Origin of the sequence: Nocardia sp. NPDC006630, from assembly GCF_040611495.1 — a bacterium.
Classification (GTDB): Bacteria; Actinomycetota; Actinomycetes; order Mycobacteriales; family Mycobacteriaceae; genus Nocardia.
Map to the genome: position 1 here is coordinate 94,638 of NZ_JBEXOK010000013.1, position 19,518 is coordinate 114,155.

18 protein-coding genes and 3 tRNA genes are annotated in these 19,518 nt (G+C 67.6%); 13 read left to right on the forward strand and 8 right to left on the reverse strand.

The window, feature by feature from the left end:
* Positions 1-71: 71 nt before the first annotated feature.
* The 4 genes from ABZX86_RS34025 (at position 72) to ABZX86_RS34040 (ending at position 1,799) form a co-directional block, all read left to right on the forward strand.
* Positions 72-350, forward strand: a complete 279-nt coding sequence (locus tag ABZX86_RS34025) for a hypothetical protein (protein WP_355129540.1) — start codon at positions 72-74, stop codon at positions 348-350.
* Positions 351-437: 87 nt separating this feature from the next.
* Positions 438-731: a hypothetical protein gene (locus tag ABZX86_RS34030; RefSeq protein WP_355129541.1), complete on the forward strand. Its 294-nt coding sequence runs from the start codon at positions 438-440 to the stop codon at positions 729-731.
* A gap of 110 nt (positions 732-841) precedes the next feature.
* Positions 842-1,297, forward strand: coding sequence for a peptide-methionine (R)-S-oxide reductase MsrB (gene msrB, locus ABZX86_RS34035; protein WP_355129543.1), 456 nt, complete (start codon positions 842-844; stop codon positions 1,295-1,297).
* 49 nt (positions 1,298-1,346) lie between these two features.
* Positions 1,347-1,799, forward strand: a complete 453-nt coding sequence (locus ABZX86_RS34040) for a flavodoxin family protein (protein ID WP_327144972.1) — start codon at positions 1,347-1,349, stop codon at positions 1,797-1,799.
* A gap of 6 nt (positions 1,800-1,805) precedes the next feature.
* Here the strand turns inward: ABZX86_RS34040 and ABZX86_RS34045 are convergent, their stop codons facing one another.
* On the reverse strand, positions 1,806-2,150 hold the full coding sequence (locus ABZX86_RS34045; protein ID WP_355129723.1) for a hypothetical protein: 345 nt from the start codon (positions 2,148-2,150) through the stop codon (positions 1,806-1,808).
* Between the two features lie 235 nt (positions 2,151-2,385).
* On the opposite strand from ABZX86_RS34045, the gene ABZX86_RS34050 reads away from it, so the two are divergent.
* From ABZX86_RS34050 to ABZX86_RS34060, 3 genes are read left to right on the forward strand one after another with little or no spacing between them, the layout of a single operon-like run.
* Positions 2,386-3,057 carry a response regulator transcription factor gene (locus ABZX86_RS34050; protein WP_355129546.1) on the forward strand — a complete coding sequence of 224 codons (672 nt, stop codon included), beginning with the start codon at positions 2,386-2,388 and terminating at the stop codon, positions 3,055-3,057.
* On the forward strand, positions 3,054-4,346 hold the full coding sequence (locus ABZX86_RS34055) for an ATP-binding protein (protein ID WP_355129548.1): 1,293 nt from the start codon (positions 3,054-3,056) through the stop codon (positions 4,344-4,346). Before ABZX86_RS34050 ends, ABZX86_RS34055 begins: the two co-directional genes overlap by 4 nt.
* A 7-nt stretch (positions 4,347-4,353) precedes the next feature.
* A complete protein-coding gene (locus ABZX86_RS34060) occupies positions 4,354-5,376 on the forward strand; it encodes a hypothetical protein (RefSeq protein WP_355129550.1) in 1,023 nt (340 codons plus the stop codon).
* A 115-nt stretch (positions 5,377-5,491) separates the two neighbouring features.
* On the opposite strand, the gene ABZX86_RS34065 is transcribed toward ABZX86_RS34060, so the two are convergent.
* Positions 5,492-6,022 carry a hypothetical protein gene (locus ABZX86_RS34065; protein WP_355129552.1) on the reverse strand — a complete coding sequence of 177 codons (531 nt, stop codon included), beginning with the start codon at positions 6,020-6,022 and terminating at the stop codon, positions 5,492-5,494.
* Positions 6,023-6,167: 145 nt separating this feature from the next.
* Here ABZX86_RS34065 and dapA point away from each other — a divergent pair, with 145 nt between their 5' ends.
* Positions 6,168-7,076, forward strand: a complete 909-nt coding sequence (gene dapA / locus ABZX86_RS34070) for a 4-hydroxy-tetrahydrodipicolinate synthase (protein WP_355129554.1) — start codon at positions 6,168-6,170, stop codon at positions 7,074-7,076.
* Positions 7,073-9,109: a ribonuclease J gene (locus ABZX86_RS34075; RefSeq protein ID WP_355129556.1), complete on the forward strand. Its 2,037-nt coding sequence runs from the start codon at positions 7,073-7,075 to the stop codon at positions 9,107-9,109. Before dapA ends, ABZX86_RS34075 begins: the two co-directional genes overlap by 4 nt.
* Positions 9,110-9,355: 246 nt before the next feature.
* On the opposite strand, the gene ABZX86_RS34080 is transcribed toward ABZX86_RS34075, so the two are convergent.
* Positions 9,356-9,910, reverse strand: coding sequence for a hypothetical protein (locus tag ABZX86_RS34080; RefSeq protein ID WP_355129558.1), 555 nt, complete (start codon positions 9,908-9,910; stop codon positions 9,356-9,358).
* Positions 9,911-9,939: 29 nt separating this feature from the next.
* Positions 9,940-10,323: a DUF4189 domain-containing protein gene (locus ABZX86_RS34085; RefSeq protein ID WP_355129560.1), complete on the reverse strand. Its 384-nt coding sequence runs from the start codon at positions 10,321-10,323 to the stop codon at positions 9,940-9,942.
* Between the two features lie 243 nt (positions 10,324-10,566).
* Here ABZX86_RS34085 and ABZX86_RS34090 point away from each other — a divergent pair, with 243 nt between their 5' ends.
* The 3 genes from ABZX86_RS34090 to ABZX86_RS34100 all read left to right on the forward strand — a co-directional run bounded on the left by ABZX86_RS34090 (position 10,567) and on the right by ABZX86_RS34100 (position 16,918).
* Positions 10,567-11,184, forward strand: a complete 618-nt coding sequence (locus ABZX86_RS34090; protein WP_355129562.1) for a TIGR03085 family metal-binding protein — start codon at positions 10,567-10,569, stop codon at positions 11,182-11,184.
* A gap of 117 nt (positions 11,185-11,301) precedes the next feature.
* Positions 11,302-14,199 carry a BTAD domain-containing putative transcriptional regulator gene (locus ABZX86_RS34095; RefSeq protein ID WP_355129563.1) on the forward strand — a complete coding sequence of 966 codons (2,898 nt, stop codon included), beginning with the start codon at positions 11,302-11,304 and terminating at the stop codon, positions 14,197-14,199.
* Between the two features lie 100 nt (positions 14,200-14,299).
* The gene (locus ABZX86_RS34100; protein ID WP_355129565.1) at positions 14,300-16,918 is read left to right on the forward strand and encodes a DNA translocase FtsK; all 2,619 of its coding nucleotides are present in this window, start codon (positions 14,300-14,302) and stop codon (positions 16,916-16,918) included.
* A gap of 1 nt (position 16,919) precedes the next feature.
* Here ABZX86_RS34100 and ABZX86_RS34105 read toward each other — a convergent pair.
* The 3 genes from ABZX86_RS34105 to ABZX86_RS34115 all read right to left on the reverse strand — a co-directional run bounded on the left by ABZX86_RS34105 (position 16,920) and on the right by ABZX86_RS34115 (position 17,218).
* Positions 16,920-16,990: transfer RNA gene (locus tag ABZX86_RS34105), tRNA-Gln, on the reverse strand.
* Positions 16,991-17,001: 11 nt separating this feature from the next.
* Positions 17,002-17,075 (reverse strand) — tRNA-Arg (locus ABZX86_RS34110).
* Between the two features lie 69 nt (positions 17,076-17,144).
* Positions 17,145-17,218, reverse strand: a tRNA-Leu gene (locus tag ABZX86_RS34115).
* A 343-nt stretch (positions 17,219-17,561) separates the two neighbouring features.
* Here ABZX86_RS34115 and ABZX86_RS34120 point away from each other — a divergent pair.
* Positions 17,562-18,038: an SAM-dependent methyltransferase gene (locus tag ABZX86_RS34120; RefSeq protein ID WP_355129567.1), complete on the forward strand. Its 477-nt coding sequence runs from the start codon at positions 17,562-17,564 to the stop codon at positions 18,036-18,038.
* A 24-nt stretch (positions 18,039-18,062) separates the two neighbouring features.
* On the opposite strand, the gene ABZX86_RS34125 is transcribed toward ABZX86_RS34120, so the two are convergent.
* Positions 18,063-19,436, reverse strand: coding sequence for a cutinase family protein (locus tag ABZX86_RS34125; RefSeq protein WP_355129569.1), 1,374 nt, complete (start codon positions 19,434-19,436; stop codon positions 18,063-18,065).
* Positions 19,437-19,518: the final 82 nt, after the last annotated feature.

Sequence of the window (19,518 nt, forward strand, 5' to 3'; positions counted from 1 at the left end):
CCCGCCGGGCATCGCGCGCCCGGTGGGTCGTTGCGCGTGAGGTGTCACCCCTCGCCGATACTGTGGCCGGCATGACTGATTCCGAACTGATGAACCTTCGCAGTAGGGCGGCCGCCGGCGATACCGATGCGGTCGATCAGCTTGTCGAACTCGCCGGTGAGCGCGGCGATATGGAGGAATTGCGGCAGCTGGCCGCCGCCGGCAGCCACGATGCCGCCGACCAACTCGTGCAGCTGGCAATCGAATTCGACGATATGGACGAGCTGCGGCGGCTCGCCGCCACCGGCAATCAGGATGCCGTCGATGTGCTTGCCGAACTCATCGGCGAAGCCAGCGGTACGACCGACTAGCCTGGAGGGACAGCGGAGGTAACTGCGCGAGGCCGGTTCGGGCTCGAATTGTTGTAAGCCGCTTTTCGCTGAAACAAGGAGAAGCTGATGCGACGATTCGTCGCACTACCGGCCACGCTCATCGTGGCCGGAATTTTGACCCTGGGCATGGCCGGCGTCGGCGCGGCCGACGATGGCGGGCAATTGATCATCGACGGCCGGGTCTATCTGGATCCGACCGGCTGCTACGACGATCTGGTTCCCCCGGTGACGATTCACAATGACACCGGCACCACGGCCTACGTCTACGCCAATGCCGACTGCACCGGCGCCACGGAAACGATTTCCCCCTACGGAAGTACGGTCAGCGCCGACGGCCGCAGCGTTCGCGTCATGTCATGACGAACCACGGTCTGCTGGCCGAGAGGTGACCGAAGTGTGACGCCTGCCGTGCGGCGGGAACTTCCGAGGCAAGGGTCCGGTTGTACCGGATGCCCATCTGAGGAGGTCAAGTGACACAGGAATACAACCGGAATCCCGCGGCGGTGGCGGCGCTCTCACCCGAGCAGTTCCACGTCACCCAGGAGAACGGCACCGAGCGTGCGTTCACCGGCGAGTACTGGGACAACCACGAGCCGGGAATCTATGTGGATGTGGTGTCCGGCGAGCCCTTGTTCGCCTCGGTCGACAAGTTCGACAGTGGTTCGGGCTGGCCGAGTTTCACCAAGCCGATCGAGGCCGAGACCGTCGTCGAGAAGCGCGACCTCAGTCATCTGATGATCCGCACCGAGGCGCGTTCGGCCCTCGGCGACAGCCATCTCGGGCATGTGTTCAACGACGGCCCGCGCGAGGCGGGCGGCCTGCGGTACTGCATCAATTCGGCGGCGCTGCGGTTCATCCACCTCGACGATCTCGAGGCGCAGGGCTACGGGCAGTACCGGTCGCTCTTCACCGAGAAGCAGGACTGACCCGCTGCGGCGACCGGCGTAGGCGAACCACGGCGCTAGGCTCGACGTCGTGCCGAAGCTGCTGCTGATTCACCACACGCCGTCGCCGCATATGCAGGAGATGTTCGAGGCGGTGGTGGCCGGAGCCACCGATCCGGAGATCGACGGCGTCGAGGTGGTGCGCCGGGCCGCACTCGCGGTGACCGCGAGCGATGTGCTCGCGGCCGACGGCTACCTCCTCGGCACCCCGGCCAATCTCGGCTATATGTCCGGGGCCCTCAAGCACGCGTTCGACACCTTCTACTACCCCTGCCTGGATTCGACCCGAGGCCGGCCCTACGGCATGTACATGCACGGCAATCAGGGGACCGAGGGCGCCGAACGCGGTGTGGAGAGCATTACTACCGGGCTGGGCTGGGAGAAGGCCGCCGCCGCGGTGCTGGTCTCCGGCCCGCCGACCAAGCAGGATGTCCAGCGCTGCTGGGAACTCGGCGCGACCGTGGCCGCGCACCTCATGCCCTGAAGCGCATCAGCCCCGGGCGGTCTGCCGATATACCTTGCGGGCGGCCAGGATCAGCGGAATCTGCAGGGGCAGCCGCAGAATCGATCCGACCTTCAAAGGCAGCGGCTTGTCGCTGCGCACCCATTCGTAGGTCATCTGCAGATTGCCCGGGAACACCGCGAGGAACAGCAGCAGCGCGAGTCCGCCGCCCAGCCGCCGGGTCTTCGGCACTGCGAGCGCCCCGGCCACTGCGAGCTCGGCCACTCCGGAACCCAGTGTGTAGGCCCGAGCAGAGCCCGGCAGCTGCGGGGGAATCAGGGCGTCGAACGGCTTCGGCGCCACGAAATGCAATGTCCCCATACCGAAAAGCATCACCGAGAGCAGTCGAGCCGTGCCCCCGCCGCCCCCTGAATGCGCAGTCACCGATTCCAGATTCTCGCTCATGGCGTAGAGCGTACGGACAGTTCGCCCGGAACGGGCCCGGCGGTCTTTTTGTACTCGTTCCGAAGTCGGCCTTCCCCCCGAATTCTGGTGGCTGACGCATCCGGTGGGCTTGCCGTCATACTCGATACGAATATTCGGGAGTTGAGAAGAGGTGAGGGCCGGCGTGCAGGCGCAGGATTCGGGGATACGCCGTATCGGGCTGGTCGAGGATCATGAATCGGTGGCAATCGGGCTGGCGGCCATGCTGGCGCCCGAGGCCGATCTGGAGTTGGTGATCACCGCGGGGACGGTGGCGGAGCTGTTGTCCGCCGGGCCGCACTTGGATCTGGTGGTATTGGATCTGCGGCTCGCCGACGGATCATCGCCCGACGACAATGTGCGCACGCTGCGGGAACGCGGTATCGAGGTGCTGGTGTTCACCGGTGCGGACAATCCGTTCATGGTGCGCGAGGCCGCCCGGGCGGGTGTGCTGGGCGTGGTCCGGAAATCGGAGGATGTGCCGACCGTGGTGGCGGCCGTGCGCCGCGCCGCACAGGGCGAGCAGGTGGTGACCACCGATTGGGCGGCCGCCATCGACGGTGATCCGCAGCTGTCGAACGTCGGGTTGAGCCCGCGGCAGCAGCAGGTGCTGCAGCTCTACGCCTCCGGTGAGAAGGCGTCGCGAGTGGCGCGCATGACGGGTCTGTCGGAGCAGACCGTGAACGACTATCTCGGCCGCATCCGGCAGAAGTACGCCGACGCCGGCCGTCCGGCGCCCACGAAGACCGATCTGTACAAGCGGGCCGTCGAGGACGGGTGGCTTCCCGTCCCCGAAAAACGGCAACCGCACGCATGACCGCGACCGGCACGCTCGCCACCCGGCCCGCCGAGCATCCGATGTCCGTGATCACCGCATTCCTGCAACGGCTGCGCCGCGCGCTGGTGATGCCGCAGGAGGATCCGGCGACCGCCGCCTACGACCGGATCATGCGCCGGCTCGGCATCTCCGTCGGCATTGCCGGAATCATCGTCTGCGCCATGGAATTGCCCGAGATCGCCGAACAGGGGCGGCATGCCCCCGGCTGGTGGACAGTGGTCGCCGTGGTGCTGACCTTCGGCTGGTTCCCGGTGCTGGCGGTAATATCGGCCATTACCGGACCGGGCCCGGTGCGGGTCGTATCCGGTTGTGCCGCACTGAGTTTCCTCGCCGCGCTGGCCACCATGCCGTTCGCGCTGGAAGTCCACTCGGTGGATTCGACCACGGTGTGGCCGTACCGGGTGGCGGCGCTGGCCGTGATCGCGGCCGTGCTGGCCTGGCCGCCGCGCTGGGCCGTCGCCTATCTGGTGGCCTCCTCCACGTCGGTGGCGCTGTCGATCATCTACACCGTCGCCACGGTGACGCCGTACTCGGTGGTCGAGAACTTCCTGCGCGCAGTGGGTTTGGCGGCCCTGTTCGTCTGGTGCGGTACCGCCGCCACGGGTGCGGCCGCGCGGGTCGACCGGGAATCGGCCATTGCCACGCGCCGCGCGGCCGCCGCCGCCTCGGCGCAGGGCCGTGACCACGAGCGCGCGCGTTTCGCCGCGCTCATCCACGATGCGGTGCTCTCCACCCTGCTGGAGGCCTCGCGGGCGGGCGCACAGTCGAATGTGCTGCGCCGCCAAGCCGAGCGCACCCTCGAACAACTCGACGAATGTCGCGGCAGCGACCGCGATCCCGATCTGCTCGATGCGCGTTCGGCGGTGCTGTTCCTGCGCGCCGCCGTGCACGAGATCAATCCCGTGGTGCGCTTCGCGACCCGCACCTGGCCGGGCTTCGACGATCTGCGCATGCCGGTGCACGCGGCCAGCACCATTGCCGCGGCGCTCGCCGAGGCGGTGCGCAACAGTCTGCGACATGCCCAGCTACCCGGTCGCGAGGTGCGCCGCATTGTCACCGCCACCGTGAGCGCTGGCAGTATTCGCATCGTATTCACCGATGACGGAGCCGGTTTCGACCTCGCCGCGGTCTCCGCGGACCGGCTCGGCATCTCCATGAGCATTCTCGGCCGCATGCGGCAACTGGCCGGCGGCAGCGCGTTCGTGGAATCCCAACCGGGAGAGGGCACTACCGTGACACTGGTGTGGGGTGGCGATGGTTCCCGCTGATTACCATGTGGCAGAACTGGATTCGCGGTTCGACCTGCGCGATATGCTCGGCCTGCGCGGCCGCGCCGCCTGGCTGTTCCTGCTGATTCTCGAAGCGACCATCGCGCTGTACATGATTCGCAATTTCGGCGAATCACCGCAGTGGGCCGCCCTGCTCGGCACCGTGCTCATTCTGAGCGCGGGCGCGCTGGTGGTGGTCGTGCCGGTGGATCCGCTGCCGTTGCCGCTCGCCCTGTTCGCCGCCGCGGCCGGACCGGTGGCCACCGCGCTCACCGTCATGACCCCGTCGGCGGATACCGTGCACCACTCGGTGTGGTCGGCCTTCGCCTCGTCCTATGTCCTCGCGGTGCTGGTGCTGCGCGGCCGGGTCCGGACGGCGTGGGCCGGTGTGGCCGGGATCGCGGGTGTGCTGCTGGTCGCCGGTATGACCGCGCACCTGCAGTCGAATACCGTGGTCGGCTCGCTGGTGCCGATCGGCACCGTGGCCGCGATCTCGGTCTTCAGCATGGTCATGGCCCCGATGCAGCGCTCACTGCGACTGCTGCGCGAGGACGCCATGATGCGCGCCGCCTCCGAGGCCACCATGGCCGCCGCCGACAGTGAACGCACCCGCCAGCTCGCCCGGCTGGACCGGGTGGCGCGCCCGATTCTGGAGCGCATTGCCGATGGGGCCGAACTCACCGCGGCCGAACGTGAGGAATGCCGCCTGCTCGAGGCGGAACTGCGCGACGGCCTGCGGGCGCCGCAGCTGATGACCGATGAACTCAGTGGCGCGGCGCGCGGTGCGCGCGCCCGGGGCGTCGAGGTCGTACTGCTCGACGACGGTGGCTTCGCGGGCGTCCCGGAATGGGTGCGCAAGCGTGTGATCGACGCGGCGACAAGGGAATTGGACGCCGCCAATACCGGATCGGTGACGGTGCGGGTACTGCCGCTGGGGCGGCGCGTACTGGCGACGGTGCTCGCGCACGCGCCCGATCACGACTGCCGCACCGAGATCGATACGGACGGTCAGGTCAGCGTCACGGACTGAACGCGGCGCACAGATTCGCGTCAGTCAGGCCGCACAGATTCGCGCTAGTCAGGCCGCATTGACTCGCGTCAGTCGGCCGCATTGACTCGCGTCAGTCAGGCCGTACTGGTTCGTGTCAGCTGGCCGGGTCCTCGGTGTCCTTGGTGTCCTTGGCCCGGGGCGCGTCGGTGTCCTTGGGGCGGCGTGAATCGCGGGGCATATCCCAGCGGCCCGCGCCGCCCTTCTTCATCTGATCGCGCAGCGCACCCTGCACGGCAGTCGCCATCCACGAGTTCAGCGACTGCCCGCTCTGTGCCGCGGCATCCTCCGCGCGGGACTTGATCTGCTCGACCAGTCGCAGTGTCACGCGGCTGATATCCCCGGTCATCTCCTCGAAGGTGGGCTGGTGCTCCTCCTCGGGACCGCCCGCTTTGCGCACGTCCACCTGCGCTTCCGAGCCGCCGTAGGAGACGTGCACCGTGTGATCGCCGACCGCGGCGCTCACCTCGGTGGCGAGTTCGGACAGCGCCGCCAGCAGTACCAGCCGCGCCGAGTTCTCGGTGGCCGCGGCCAGGGCGGCGGCCGTCGACTGCGTCTTCTCATCGCCGAGCGCGGCGGCCGCGATGAGGTTCTCGCGTAGTTGGGCGGTGTACTTGTTCAGATCCATGACACCAGTGTGCTGTCATAAATGACATCATTCAAGGAGTGATTTGGCGTCACACCCCGGGAGCGATGCGAATCACCGTCATCGACGGGCCGGTTCGGGTATAACGATGCAAAAGGTGTTTCGGTAACCGGGTAGCCTTCTGGCTATGACGAACGGTGAATCGACGCGAATCGAGCTGCGCGCGTCCGGCACAGTCGGTGTCGCGATGGTGACTCCCTTTACCGCCGAAGGCAAGCTCGATGTCGATGCCGGGGTAGCGCTCGCCGCTCGCCTGGTCGAAGGTGGTGTGGACCTGCTCGCCATCTCCGGCACCACCGGAGAATCGCCGACCACCACCGAGTCCGAGAAGTTCGATCTGCTGCACGCCGTCGTCGACGCGGTCGGTGACCGCGCCACCGTCATCGCGGGCGCCGGCACCTACGACACCGCGCACAGCATCGAGCTGGCACGCAATGCGGCGCGCGCGGGTGCCCACGGTTTGCTGGTCGTCACCCCGTATTACTCGCGTCCCTCGCAGGACGGCCTGTTCGCACACTTCACCGCCATTGCGGACAGCACCGATCTGCCGGTCACGCTCTACGACATCCCACCGCGTTCGATGGTGGCCATCAATTCGGACACCATTCGCCGTCTCGCCGAGCACCCGCGCATTGTCGCGGTCAAGGACGCCAAGGGCGATCTCAATGCCGGCGCCGAGCTCATCGCCGAGACGGGCCTGTCCTTCTACTCCGGCGACGATGGGCTGAACCTGCCCTGGCTGTCGGTCGGTGCGGTCGGATTCATCAGTGTTATCGGCCATCTCGTGCCGGATCGCCTGCGTGCACTCGCTGCGGCTCATGCCGCCGGCGATGTGGCCCGGGCTCGTGAAATCAATGTCAGCATGATTCCACTCAATCGGGCCATGTCCCGGCTGGGTGGCGTCGCCATGACCAAGGGTGCGCTGCGGCTGCTCGGGGTCGAAACCGGGGAGCCACGTTTGCCACAACTCATGCCCAATACCGAGCAGCTCGCCGAGCTTGCCGTGGACCTGCGAACCGCGGGGGTGCTTGCATGAGCAACCCCGAAGGTCGCCGACCGCGTCGTACCGCCTCCCGCGCCGCGGGTGCGCCGGAACCTGTTGTCGCACAGCCGAAGGCCGCTGCTGCCGCGGCGCCGAAGGTCACTGCCGCCGAGCAGCCGAAGGCCGCGGCACCGGCGGAAACCGCCGCGCCGCAGGAAACCCGGGCCAAGCGCAACGGCACCCGGGCCGCCAAGAACGGGCAGGCCGACGCCGCGCCCGCGAAGGCGCGCCAGGACGACTCCGCGCCCAAGTCGCGGCAGGCCGATCGCACCCGTAAGCCGGGCGGGACCCGTTCCCGCCAGGGTGGTCGTGGTGATCGCTCCGAGGCTGTTGCCGCGCCGCGTCCCGAGCGTCGTCAGCTGCCCCCGCCGCCGAAGCCGCCCAAGGGCGGCCTGCGCGTGTTCGCGCTGGGCGGCATCAGCGAAATCGGCCGCAATATGACCGTTTTCGAATACGACGGCAAGCTGCTGATCATCGACTGCGGTGTGTTGTTCCCCGAGGACCAGCAGCCGGGCGTGGATTTGATCCTGCCCGACTTCGGTCCCATCGAGGACCGCATGGACGATATCGCCGCGGTCATCCTGACCCACGGTCACGAGGATCACATCGGTGCGGTGCCGTTCCTGCTGCGCCTACGCCGCGATATTCCGATCGTCAGTGCCAAGTTCACCCTCGCGCTGGTGGCCGCCAAGTGCCGTGAGCACCGGTTGCAGCCCAAGCTGATCGAGGTCACCGAGGGCCAGCGCACCCAGCACGGCCCGTTCGACTGCGAGTACTTCGCGGTCAACCACTCGATCCCGGATGCCATCGCGGTCGCGGTGCGCACCCCCGCCGGCATGGTGCTGCACACCGGCGATATCAAGCTCGACCAGCTCCCGCTGGACGGCCGCCTCACCGACCTGGCCGGGTTCTCCCGCCTCGGCGACGAGGGTGTCGACCTGTTCCTGGTGGACTCCACCAATGCCGAGGTGCCCGGCTTCGTCACGCCCGAGCGTGAGATCGGCCCGGTGCTGGACACGGTGATCGGCAAGGCCAAGGGCCGGGTCATCGTGGCGTCCTTCGCCTCTCACGTACACCGCATTCAGCAGGTGGTGGATGTGGCGCAGCGTTATGACCGCCGCATCTGCTTCGTCGGCCGGTCCATGGTCCGCAATATGCAGATCGCCCAGGATCTCGGCTATCTGAATCTGCCGGACGGTCTGGTGGTCGATATCGATCAGGCCGCGAACCTGCCGGTGCACAAGCTGGTGCTCATCTCCACCGGCTCGCAGGGCGAACCGCTGTCGGCGCTCTCGCGCATGGCACGCGGCGATCACCGCCAGATCAATATTCGCGCCGACGATCTGGTGGTGCTGGCCTCCTCGCTCATCCCGGGCAATGAGAATGCCGTGTTCACCGTGGTGAACGGGCTGACCCGGATCGGCGCGACCGTCATCACCCAGCAGAACGCGAAAGTCCATGTCTCCGGACATGCTTCGGCCGGTGAGCTGCTGTACCTGTACAACGCGGTGCGGCCGACCAATGCCATGCCCGTGCACGGTGAATGGCGGCACCTGCGCGCCAATGCCGCGCTCGCGGTGGCGACCGGTGTGCCGGAGGAGCGAGTCATGCTCGCCGAGAACGGCGTTGTGGTCGATCTGGTCGACGGCATCGCCTCGATCACCGGCCGGGTGCCGGTCGGTCAGGTGTACGTGGACGGTCTGTCCGTCGGCGACGTCGGTGAATCGACCCTCTCGGATCGTCTGGTGCTGGGGGAGGGCGGCTTCATCTCCATCACCGTCGCCGTCGACTCCACCACCGGCAAGGCCGTCAGCGCGCCCGAGGTGCACGGCCGTGGCTTCTCCGACGACCCGGACGCGTTGGCCGAAACGCACGAACTCGTCGAAGCGGAACTGCGCCGCCTGTCGAGCGAGGGCATTACCGACACCCACCGCATCGCCCAGAGCGTGCGCCGGGTGGTCGGCAAGTGGGTCGCGGACAAGTACCGCCGCCGCCCGATGATCGTCCCGACGGTCATCGGGGTCTGACGCCCGAAAAGGCAAGCGCCACAACCTGAGAGCGCCCGGCAGCACCAGCTGCCGGGCGCTCTTGCGTTATCTGGCAATCACTCTGATGATGTGCTGAAGCAGGTCGAGAAGCATACCTACATTGAAATATGCGCATTTAAAGATGAATGGTCGGTATGTTCGTACCCTCACAAAGCTTCCCGCCAACCGTCGAAACCAAAGCCGCCCCGACAGCCTCAGCTGCCGGGGCGGAAACACGAAGAGCTGCTATTTGTCCTGGCAGGCTGCGGAATCCAGCTTGGCGGCCTTCACGATGCTGCAGGCGAAGTTGTGGTCCACCTTCCAGTCGTTGCCGTCGGCGACAAAGGAGACGGTGGCATTGTTGACCGGTGAGCTGCCGATGGTGACATTGGCATCGGCCTTGATCTTGCCGTCCGCGGGATCGGGAACGTTGGTGATCTCCACCTTGACGTCGTTCTTCTTGGCGGCGTCGACCAGCTTGGCGACCAGCTGCGGGTCCTGTCCGGCATCCTCGATCCAGTCGACCTTGGTCTTGGCGTCGATGGACGGGTCGAAGGCCTTGGTGAGCTTGTCGTTCAGCTCCGCCACGGTCGGCTTCGGCAGGTTCGGCACCTGCGAGGTGGACGGCGCGCCGGTGTCCTTGGTGTCGTCGGTGGTGCCCTGGAACGCATTGCTGGGTGCGGCGGCGCTGGTGGTGGTGGCGGCGCTGTCGGACTTATCGCTCGAGCTGCAGGCGACCAGGCCGAGCGCGGCGGCGGCCAGCGCCACGGCGGCGGTGGCGCGGAAGATGGTGTGCTTCAACGATTTTCTCCCCGGTATGGAATTCGGAATCAGAGCTGGTAGCCGGTGGTGCAGTTCCAGTGGACGATGGTGGCGTCGGAGTAATTGCGGTTCAGCGCCTGGGTCCGCGCGGACGAGCGCGAGTAATCCGCACCATAGGTGTAATAGCCGCGGGGGGAGTAGGCAACCGCGCCGCAACCATTCGCGAAGGTGGCGACCACCCGGCAGTCGTTGAAGGAGCAGGAGGACATCGCGCCGTCCTGCGCCGAGCCGCGATCGGAATAATCGTAGGAGTAGCCGATGTGGCCGGTGGAGGGTGACAGCGCGATGGCGCCGAAGTTGTCGGTGTAGGCCCCGGCCGGAGCTGCGGTGCTGACCAGTAGGGAACCAGCCGCCGCAACCATCATGGTGGCGCCGCTGACGATCTTCTTCAAAATTGTTGCCCTTCTTGTGCTGTGGGCCCATGACCCGATGGACCGAGTGCACAAGCTACCGATCCGATTCGACCGAAGCCAACCGGCGAATGCCGGACCGGCTGATGAGTTCATGATCGAACGCGCGCCTTATGGCGGACCGGGTGTTCCGCTTAAAGACCAGGGCAATCAGCAATTGAATCGCTATCGCAAGGTGCAACGCGCGCGATGCATTCGAGGGTGTGTCCGGTTAGGGTTCCCTTTATGAGCATGGCACAGCGGGAACGGCAGGCCCTGGTGCGGACGATGGGCGTGGTCGGCCCGGACGCACCCACCCTCTGCGGTGAATGGACGACGCGAGATCTGGCCGCGCACTTGATCGTCCGCGAGCGCCGCCCGGATGCCGCACCCGGCATCATGCTGAAGCCCTTCGCCTCCCACCTGGAGAACGTCCAGCGCCGAGTCGCGCAGCGGCCGTTCCCGCAGCTGCTCGAACTGGTGAGCAGTGGTCCGCCGTGGTTGCTGCGCCCGGTGGATTCGCTCATGAATCTGACCGAGATGTTCGTGCACCACGAGGATGTGCGCCGCGCGCAGACCGAGTGGGAGCCGCGCGAACTGTCTGCCGCGGACGAGGATCGGCTCTGGAAGGTCCTGACCGGCTTGGCGCGCATGGCATATCGCAAATCACCGGTTACCGTGGCGCTCGTGACGCCGGACGGTCGCCGCACCGTCGCGCATCGCGCGGGGGAGCGCACGGTGGTGCTGGCGGGTCCGCCGTCGGAGCTGCTGCTGCATGCGTTCGGCCGCAGTGCCGTCCGGTTGGAAGCCACCGGGGACGCGGAGGATGTCGCCGCGGTCCACGCTCTGGATCGCAGCGTGTGAGATTTCGGCCGGCGGGTGCGCTCGAGTGGCGGTCCGGCCGCTGATCATGAAACGATCACGCGCCGGACGGTAGCTTCTGCGAGCGGCGGGTAGCCCGTGGTGATGAGGTGGTAGGCAATGACTTGGCAACTGGCGCTGCTCGGGCCGGTCGAGTTGGTGTCCGATGGTGCGCCCGGCTCGCCCATGCCGCCCAAACAGCAAGCGGCGCTTGTCATGCTGGCCTGTGCGCGCGGGCGGACGGTGTCGATCGAGGAACTGGTCGACGGCATCTGGGGTGCGGAACGCCCGGCCTCCGCGGTCGGTGCGCTCCGCAATTACGCGTGGGCGCTGCGTAAGCATCTGCCGGCGCAACCGGGGACGATGCTGCTGGCTTCGGAGTCGCGGGGCTACCGCCTGGAAGGCCCGCTCGAGCTCGATATCGACGAAATCGACCGGTATCGCGCCGAAGCCGAGAACGCGCGCGGAGCCGGACAGCTGGAGCAGGCCGATGCCGCACTGCGCGCGCTACTGGGGTTGTGGCGCGGCGATCCGCTCAGCGGGGTGCCCGGACCGTGGGCCACCGCCGAACGCGCCCGGCTGCGCCGCCTGCACCGGGCGCTGCGCGAAGACCTCATCGAAGTCACCGTGCAGCGCGGCGACTATTCCGATGCCATAGCCGAATTGGAGGCCCTGATCCCGGGTGACCCGCTCAGTGAGCGGCTGCGCGGGCTCATGATGACCGCCCTGTACCGGGCGGGCCGCCGCACCGAGGCACTCGGCGAATATCAGCGCATTCGGCGACTGCTGGTGTCCGAGCAGGGCATCGAGCCCGGGCCCGCCCTGCTGGAATTGCATCGGCAGATCCTGGCCGATGAACTGCCCGCCCGCGTGTACGTCACCGCCCCGGTTCCGGCGGTGGCGCCGCTACCGGCCCAATTACCACCGGACACGGCCGATTTCACCGGTCGCCGCGATCTCGTGCGGGAGCTGAGCGCCGCGTTCGGCGCCGGAACCTCGATTGTGGCCCTCTCCGGTATGGGCGGAGTCGGCAAGACCGCATTGGCTCTGCATGTGGCGCACCGGATTCGGGATCAGTATCCGGACGGACAGCTGTACGTCGATTTGCAGGGTGCGGGTGCGGATCCGGCAGACCCCGAGCAGGTGCTCGGGGTCTTTCTGCGCGCCCTGAATGTGGCGCAGCGTGAGGTGCCCACCGGGGTGGCCGAGCGTGCGGCATTGTTCCGGTCCGTGGTGAGCGGTCGCCGCATGCTGCTGGTGCTCGACAATGCCTGCGACGCCGTCCAAGTCGCGCCGCTGCTGCCCGGCGGTCCCGGCTGCGCGGTGCTGGTCACCGCGCACCGCCCGCTCACCGCGCTGCCCGGGGTGCGCTCGGCGGCCCTGCCGGTGCTCGACACCGCGGAGGCGGTGGCGCTGTTCGCCCGCATTGTCGGCCCGGCGCGGGTGGCTGCCGAACCGGAGGCGACCCGGCGCATTGCCGAACTGTGCGGACTGCTGCCGATGGCGGTGCGCATCGTGGCGGCGCGGGTCGCGGCGCGGCCGCAGTGGACGATCGTCTCCGAGGCCGACCGGCTGGCCGACGAACGCCATGACCTGGACCGCTTCCGGACCGGGGAGCTGGCGCTGGCTGTCGCCTTCCGGGCCGGATACGAGCAGCTGCCCGCCGATGCCGCACGGGCGTTCCGCTTGCTGGCGGTGGCCGAGCTGCCGGAACTACCGCTGACCGCCGCGGCCGCCGTGCTCGATACCACCGAGCCGCTGGCCGAGGATCTGTGCGAGGAACTGGTCGATCGCGGCATGCTCGAGACCGTGGGCCGCGGTCGCTACCACTATCACGACCTCATGCGCCTGTTCGCGCTCGGCCGCGAGGGCGACGATGCCGAGGTGGACGTCACCGAGCGGCTGCTCGACCACTACCTGGCCACCATGAAAACCGTGCTGCGCGTGCGGCATCCGGGTCTGCGCCTGGCCCTGGCCCCGACCGGGCATCCGGGCACCCGGCTGGCCGACCTGGACGCGACCCGCGATTTCCTGAATATCGAGCGCCGCAATCTGGTCGCGCTGTACCGCCTCGCGGTGGCGGGCGCCCCGCACCATCGGGTGCTGGCCGCCGATCTGGCCCTGTCGGTGGCCGAGACCATGCTCGCCGGTGATGCCACCGTGGATGTGGAGAAGGCGCTCGAGGAATTGATCCGGGCGACCGAGGCCGACGGCAATGTGGTGGCGGCCGGTCGGGCCCGGTTGGCGCTGGTTTTCGCGCTGGTCTCGGAGTTCGGTGAGCCCGAGCGGGCGGCCGGGCACCTGCACAAGCTTTTCGCCGATACCGATCCCGATGCCGAACCGTGGGTGGCGGGTACCGCGCATGTGTTCGCGGGCATTATCGGGCTGTATCGCCAGGATCCGATGAGCGCGGCCACGCATTTCGCGCATGCGCTGCGCCTGTATCGGCTGGGTGCGAGTCCCGAATGCGTGCGGGTCGCCTATTCATGTCTCGCCCAGGCCTATTCGGCGGCGGGCCGCAATCGCGATTCGCTGGCCGCGGCCGCGCGTGCCGTCGTCGGCGACTCGCAGCCCGGGACCCGCCGGAATGTCATGTGGGCGTTGACCGAAGCCGCCTGGGTGATCAGCAAGGAGGGTGACGGCGAACTCGGCACCCTGCTGTTCGACGCCGCCCTGCGCGCCGCCCGCCGTGCCGGCGCCCTCCGCTTCGAATCCACGGTGCACTCCCGGGCCGCCCTGGCCCATCTGAGCGCCGACCGCCTCCTGCAGGCCGTCGAACAGGCCGAGCTCGCCGAGGCCACCCGCGAATCCTCCCGGGTGGGCGCGCTGCACACCTACAACCTGCTCGTCCGCTACACCGCCCTGCACCGCCTGGGCCGCACCCTCGACGCCGCCGAGTGCTACCGCACCGCCGCCAGCCAGATCCCCGACTTCGAAGCGGCCCTGACCCGCTGGACCGCGCCGCCGGGACCCACTCCGATCGGCACTCGACCGGCGGCGATCCCCGCCGCCAGCTGACCGTTCTGTCCGTTTTCATGGCCTATCCCACAGCGCTGTTGTGGGAGGGCCGAGTGTTGCGGATGGTCCGTATGGTGCGGTTGCGACTAGCCTGGGGTGCATGCCAGGTAAGTCCCGCGGTACCGCAACGTCACGTTCGCGAGCGGGATCGACGCGGGGGCAGACTCCTGCACGGTCTCGGGCGAGCACTCCGCGCACCGCTGCGCGCGGTCGCACCACGGCCGCGGCGCGGGGGAATGCCGGTCGGAGCACTCCGGCGCGCCGCCGTCCCGCACCTCGGCGCCAGTCGAATACCGCGCCGCTGGCGGTGGTCACCCGCGGCGTGAGCAGCGGGTGGAACATGCTGGCGCGGGGGCTGGGTGCGAGCACCCGGGCCCTTAGCCGTGCCGGAGAGATCGAGCACGGGCACCGGCGGGACGGAATCGCGCTGGGGCTGGTCGGTTTCGGATTTCTGATTGTCGCGGCGGTATGGCTGTCGGCGGGCGGGCCGGTCGGGCACTGGGTGGATGCCGCGATTCGCGCGGTCGCCGGATCCGTCTCGGCGGCACTGCCGTTCGTGCTGATCGGCATCGCGGTCATTCTCATGCGCACCGAACCGCATCCGGAGATCCGGCCGCGACTGGTGCTGGGCGGGCTGCTGGTCGGCCTGCCGGTGCTGGGTCTGTGGCATATGGCGGCCGGGGCGCCGGCCGATGCGCACGGTCGCGCACATGCCGCGGGCTTTGCCGGGTACGTCATCGGCGGCCCGCTGCGTGACGGTTTGAGCGCCTGGCTGGCCGTTCCACTGCTGTTGCTGGCCATCGGATTCGGCATTCTGCTGCTCACCGGCACCACCGTGCGCGAGGTGCCGGAGGCCCTGCGCGAGATCTTCGGCACCGGCAGCGGCGGCGACGAATACGAAAGCTACTCCGACGAACCCGGCCTCTACGACCCGGAAAACTATGACGCGGACGGCTTCCCGCGCCATGAGGGCGTGCGCGGCAAGCGCCGCGGCCGCGCACCCGCGGAGAACTATCCGGTCGACGAATTCGGTGGTTCCGATGCCCTCACCGAGGTGATCGGCGAACCGCCGCTGCAGGCCGCCAAGGAGATCGTGGCGGAGGAGAAGCCGAAAGCCAAGGTGCGCAAGGTTCCGCCCAAGGTGGTCGACCAGACCCCGCCGCCGCCGGTCGCGCAGCAGCTGGAGTTCGTCACCGAGCGTGAGGTGGACGGCGACTATCAGCTCGCGCCGCTGAGTCTGCTCACCGATGGCGACCCGCCCAAGCTGCGCAGTGCCGCAAACGATTCCATGATCGAGGCGATCAGCGAGGTGCTGATCCAGTTCAAGATCGACGCCGCGGTCACCGGATTCGTGCGCGGCCCGACGGTCACCCGCTATGAGGTCGAGCTCGGCCCCGGCGTGAAGGTCGAGAAGATCACCGCGCTGGCCCGCAATATCGCGTACGCGGTCGCCACCGAGAATGTGCGCCTGCTCGCCCCGATTCCGGGCAAGTCGGCGGTCGGCATCGAAGTCCCCAATGCCGACCGGGAATTGGTGCGCCTGGCCGATGTGCTCAAGGCGCCCACCACCCGCGCCGACCACCATCCGCTGGTCATCGGCCTCGGCAAGAATATCGAGGGCGAGTTCGTCTCGGCGAATCTGGCGAAGATGCCGCACCTGCTGGTCGCCGGTTCCACCGGTTCCGGTAAGTCGAGTTTCGTGAACTCCATGCTGGTTTCGCTGCTGCACCGGGCGACGCCGGAAGAAGTGCGCATGATCCTCATCGACCCCAAGATGGTGGAACTCACGCCCTACGAAGGCATTCCGCATCTGATCACGCCCATCATCACCCAGCCGAAGAAGGCGGCCGCCGCGCTGACCTGGCTGGTGGAGGAGATGGAACAGCGGTATATGGACATGCAGGCCAATAAGGTTCGCCATGTCGACGATTTCAACCGCAAGGTGAAGTCGGGCCAGATCACCGCACCCCTGGGCAGCGAACGCGTCTATCGCCCGTACCCGTACATCCTCGCCATCGTCGACGAGCTCGCCGACCTCATGATGACCGCCCCGCGCGACGTCGAGGACGCCATCGTCCGCATTACCCAGAAGGCCCGTGCCGCAGGCATTCACCTGGTGCTGGCCACCCAGCGCCCCTCGGTGGACGTGGTCACCGGCCTGATCAAGACCAATGTCCCCTCCCGCCTGGCCTTCGCCACCTCCTCGCTGACCGACTCCCGAGTCATCCTCGATCAGCCCGGCGCCGAAAAGCTCATCGGCATGGGTGACGCCCTCTTCCTCCCCATGGGCGCCAGCAAGCCCACCCGCCTGCAGGGCGCATTCATCTCCGACGAAGAGATCTCCGCCGTAGTCGAATTCGCCAAGACCCAGGCCGAACCCGAATACCAGGAAGGCGTCACCGCCGCCAAGGCCGGCGAGAAGAAGGAGGTGGACGCCGATATCGGCGACGATCTCGAACTGCTGGTCCAGGCAATCGAACTGGTCGTCACCTCGCAATTCGGTTCCACCTCGATGCTGCAGCGCAAACTCCGCGTTGGTTTCGCCAAGGCCGGACGCCTCATGGACCTCATGGAAACCCGCGGCGTAGTGGGCCCCAGCGAAGGCTCCAAGGCCCGCGACGTCCTCATCAAGTCCGACGAACTCGACGGCCTGCTGTGGACCATCCGCGGCGGCGGGGGAGAGCCTCCGGCGGACGACGAAGCCCCGGAAGAAGAGTGAGCTGAAACGCCAGGATTCGAACCTGGACTGACGAAGTCAGAGTTCGCCGTGCTGCCGTTACACCACGTTTCATCGAAAGTGTGTATGCCCGAGAGGAATCGAACCTCCAGCCTCCTGCTTCGTAGGCAGGCGCTCTATCCGTTTGAGCTACGGGCATATGGCCCCGCGCGGATGTCGCCATTGACATCTACTCCGCACTGAGGTGCGCGGGGCTGGTTGGGTCGGGTTCCCTCGGCGGGATTCGAACTCGCACTGGACAGGGTCTGAGACTGCTGCCTCTACCAATTGGGCTACGAGGGATCGGGTAACGCGGGGTTGGATACGGAAAAGGGCCGCTCCGTGGCGAATTCGCCAGGGCGGCCCCGTGGGGGTCTGTTGACAGACCTCAGGAACCGCCGCGAATGCGCTGGCGGAGAACCGATACGGAAAGAAGTGCCTGCGGCAGGCGGGCACCCTCGAGCCAGCGTTGCCGCTGATTCAGTAGCTGCTGCCCGGTCATAACACTGCCTTCTGTGGAGGTTCGGTGGATCGTTGAAACGACGGTAGCACCGTGTATTCGCCTGGGAAACCGAATTATTGGGTGCTCCTGTCAGAGTGCGGATCAACTGTTCGGGTGACGGAGGCTCCGGGCTATATTCCGGTGATGACGAACTCGCCTTTTGTACTGGAGATCGAGCCTGTGGGCCGGGTGGCCGGAGGGCGCGGTGAGGCGTTCGACGACAACTGGGGGGCCGTCGAGGCCGCCATCGAGTTGGATGCGGAGCGGTTCACGCCTGAGGCGCTTGCCGGACTCGGGGACTTCTCGCATCTGGAGGTGGTTTATCACTTTCACCTGGTGCCGGAGGAGAAGGTGGAGACCGGCGCCAGGCACCCGCGCAATCGCCAGGACTGGCCGCTGGTCGGGATCTTCGCGCAGCGGGGGAAGAATCGGCCCAACCGGATCGGGGTCTCCCGGTGCCGTCTGCTGGGTGTCGACGGGCTGACCGTGCGTGTGGCGGGGCTGGATGCGATCGACGGAACCCCGGTGCTCGATATCAAGCCCTATATGAGCGAGTTCGGGCCCCGAGGAGAAGTGCATCAGCCTGAGTGGTCGACCGAGCTGATGGGCGAATACTTCTGAGCTGATGCGGGGTTGGTCGCACTTCTATGAAATGACCTGGGAGCCCAGGTAGTTCAGCAGTATCTGGGCGTCGTCGCCGTAGTCGACGTGGGCGTTCGAGGCGTAGAACTTGGCCATGGCCAAGCCCTGGCGACTCAGTTGCACCAGATCGTTGATGCATTGGGGGCCACCGATATTGAGCAGGGCGTGCACCGCCACCCGGAGGTCACCGCGTACGGCGGTGGCGAATGGGCCGACAACGGCGCCGGCCAGGTCGAGTCCGGCCGGGGCCAGGGTAGCGACGTCTGCGGCGGCGGTGAACGAGTCGCCCCGGGTGAGGGATTCGACTGCGCGCCAGAGGGTTTCCTGCATCTGGCCGACGTCTCCGGCGATGCGCATGATGTCGATCCGGGTCAGGACGTCGGCGATGACACTTTCGGCGGCGGTCCACCCCGAGGGGTCGACGGTGCCGGCCGCGCGGATGACCGAGGCGATGAGGGGCAGGTCCACGCCCGCCGCCGCCTGGACCATCGGGGCCAGATCGGCATTGAGGTCGCTCGCGATCTGATGCGCACCGCGGATATCGCCGGATTCGATCGCCGCCGGGAGGCCGGTGAGGCCGTCGAGAATGGTGGGCAGCTTCGCCGCGGTCGCCGTCCAGCCCGCGCCCATCTTCACGGCCTGCGCAATGAGCGTGCCGGGGTCGGTGGTGGCCGGGATCAGCGAGGCGATGGGTGCGGGATCACCGCTGAGCACCCGGCCGAGCGCCGCGAGGAACGGCGAGGCGGTGGCATTGAGCGAGCAGTACAGATCACCGTCGGCGCACAGGGTGCGCACCCGGTCGGTCAGCGCACCGAAGTCCTGACTGCGGGTTCCGGCGATACCGTGACCGGGTTGCGGATCACCCAGTGAGAGTGTGGTATTCGGGTTGCGGTGCGGATCGGCCAGCAGCCCGACGCCGACCACCCGATCGGCGCGGATGGGGCCTTCGCCATTGCCGATTGCGGTGGCGACGTCGCCGATGCCGTCCGCGCCCTGGCTGTACCCGGCGAGGATGACCCGCGTCGAGCCGCACAGGCCGCTGATCATGGAGTGCAATCGATTTTCCAGGGTGCTCAGCGATTGCGCATAGCTCAATCCCTGATCGAAAGCGCTTGCGGCATAAGGGGCGTAGAGCACGGTGATATCGCTGCCGAATTGCCGCTGCAGACCGTCACCGATCGGTCTGAGCATGCCGACCGGCACGGTGGGATCCGCGTCGGAGCGCGTCTCCCAGGTCCCCGGGGCGAAAATCGCGGTGTAGGGGGTGCAGTGCTGCGCGCCGCGCGTCTGCGCGCGCGCCTCGCCGACCACCACGGTCCCGACCAGGACGGCCACGGCGACCAGGGTCGCCGCGCACGAGGTCGCCAGCCTGCTCATTGTTGAATTCCTCTGTTGCCGATGGGGATTCGGGCCTGCCTGGCAGGTGTTCGGGTTCCGCCGCGCAGTCATGGCCAATTGT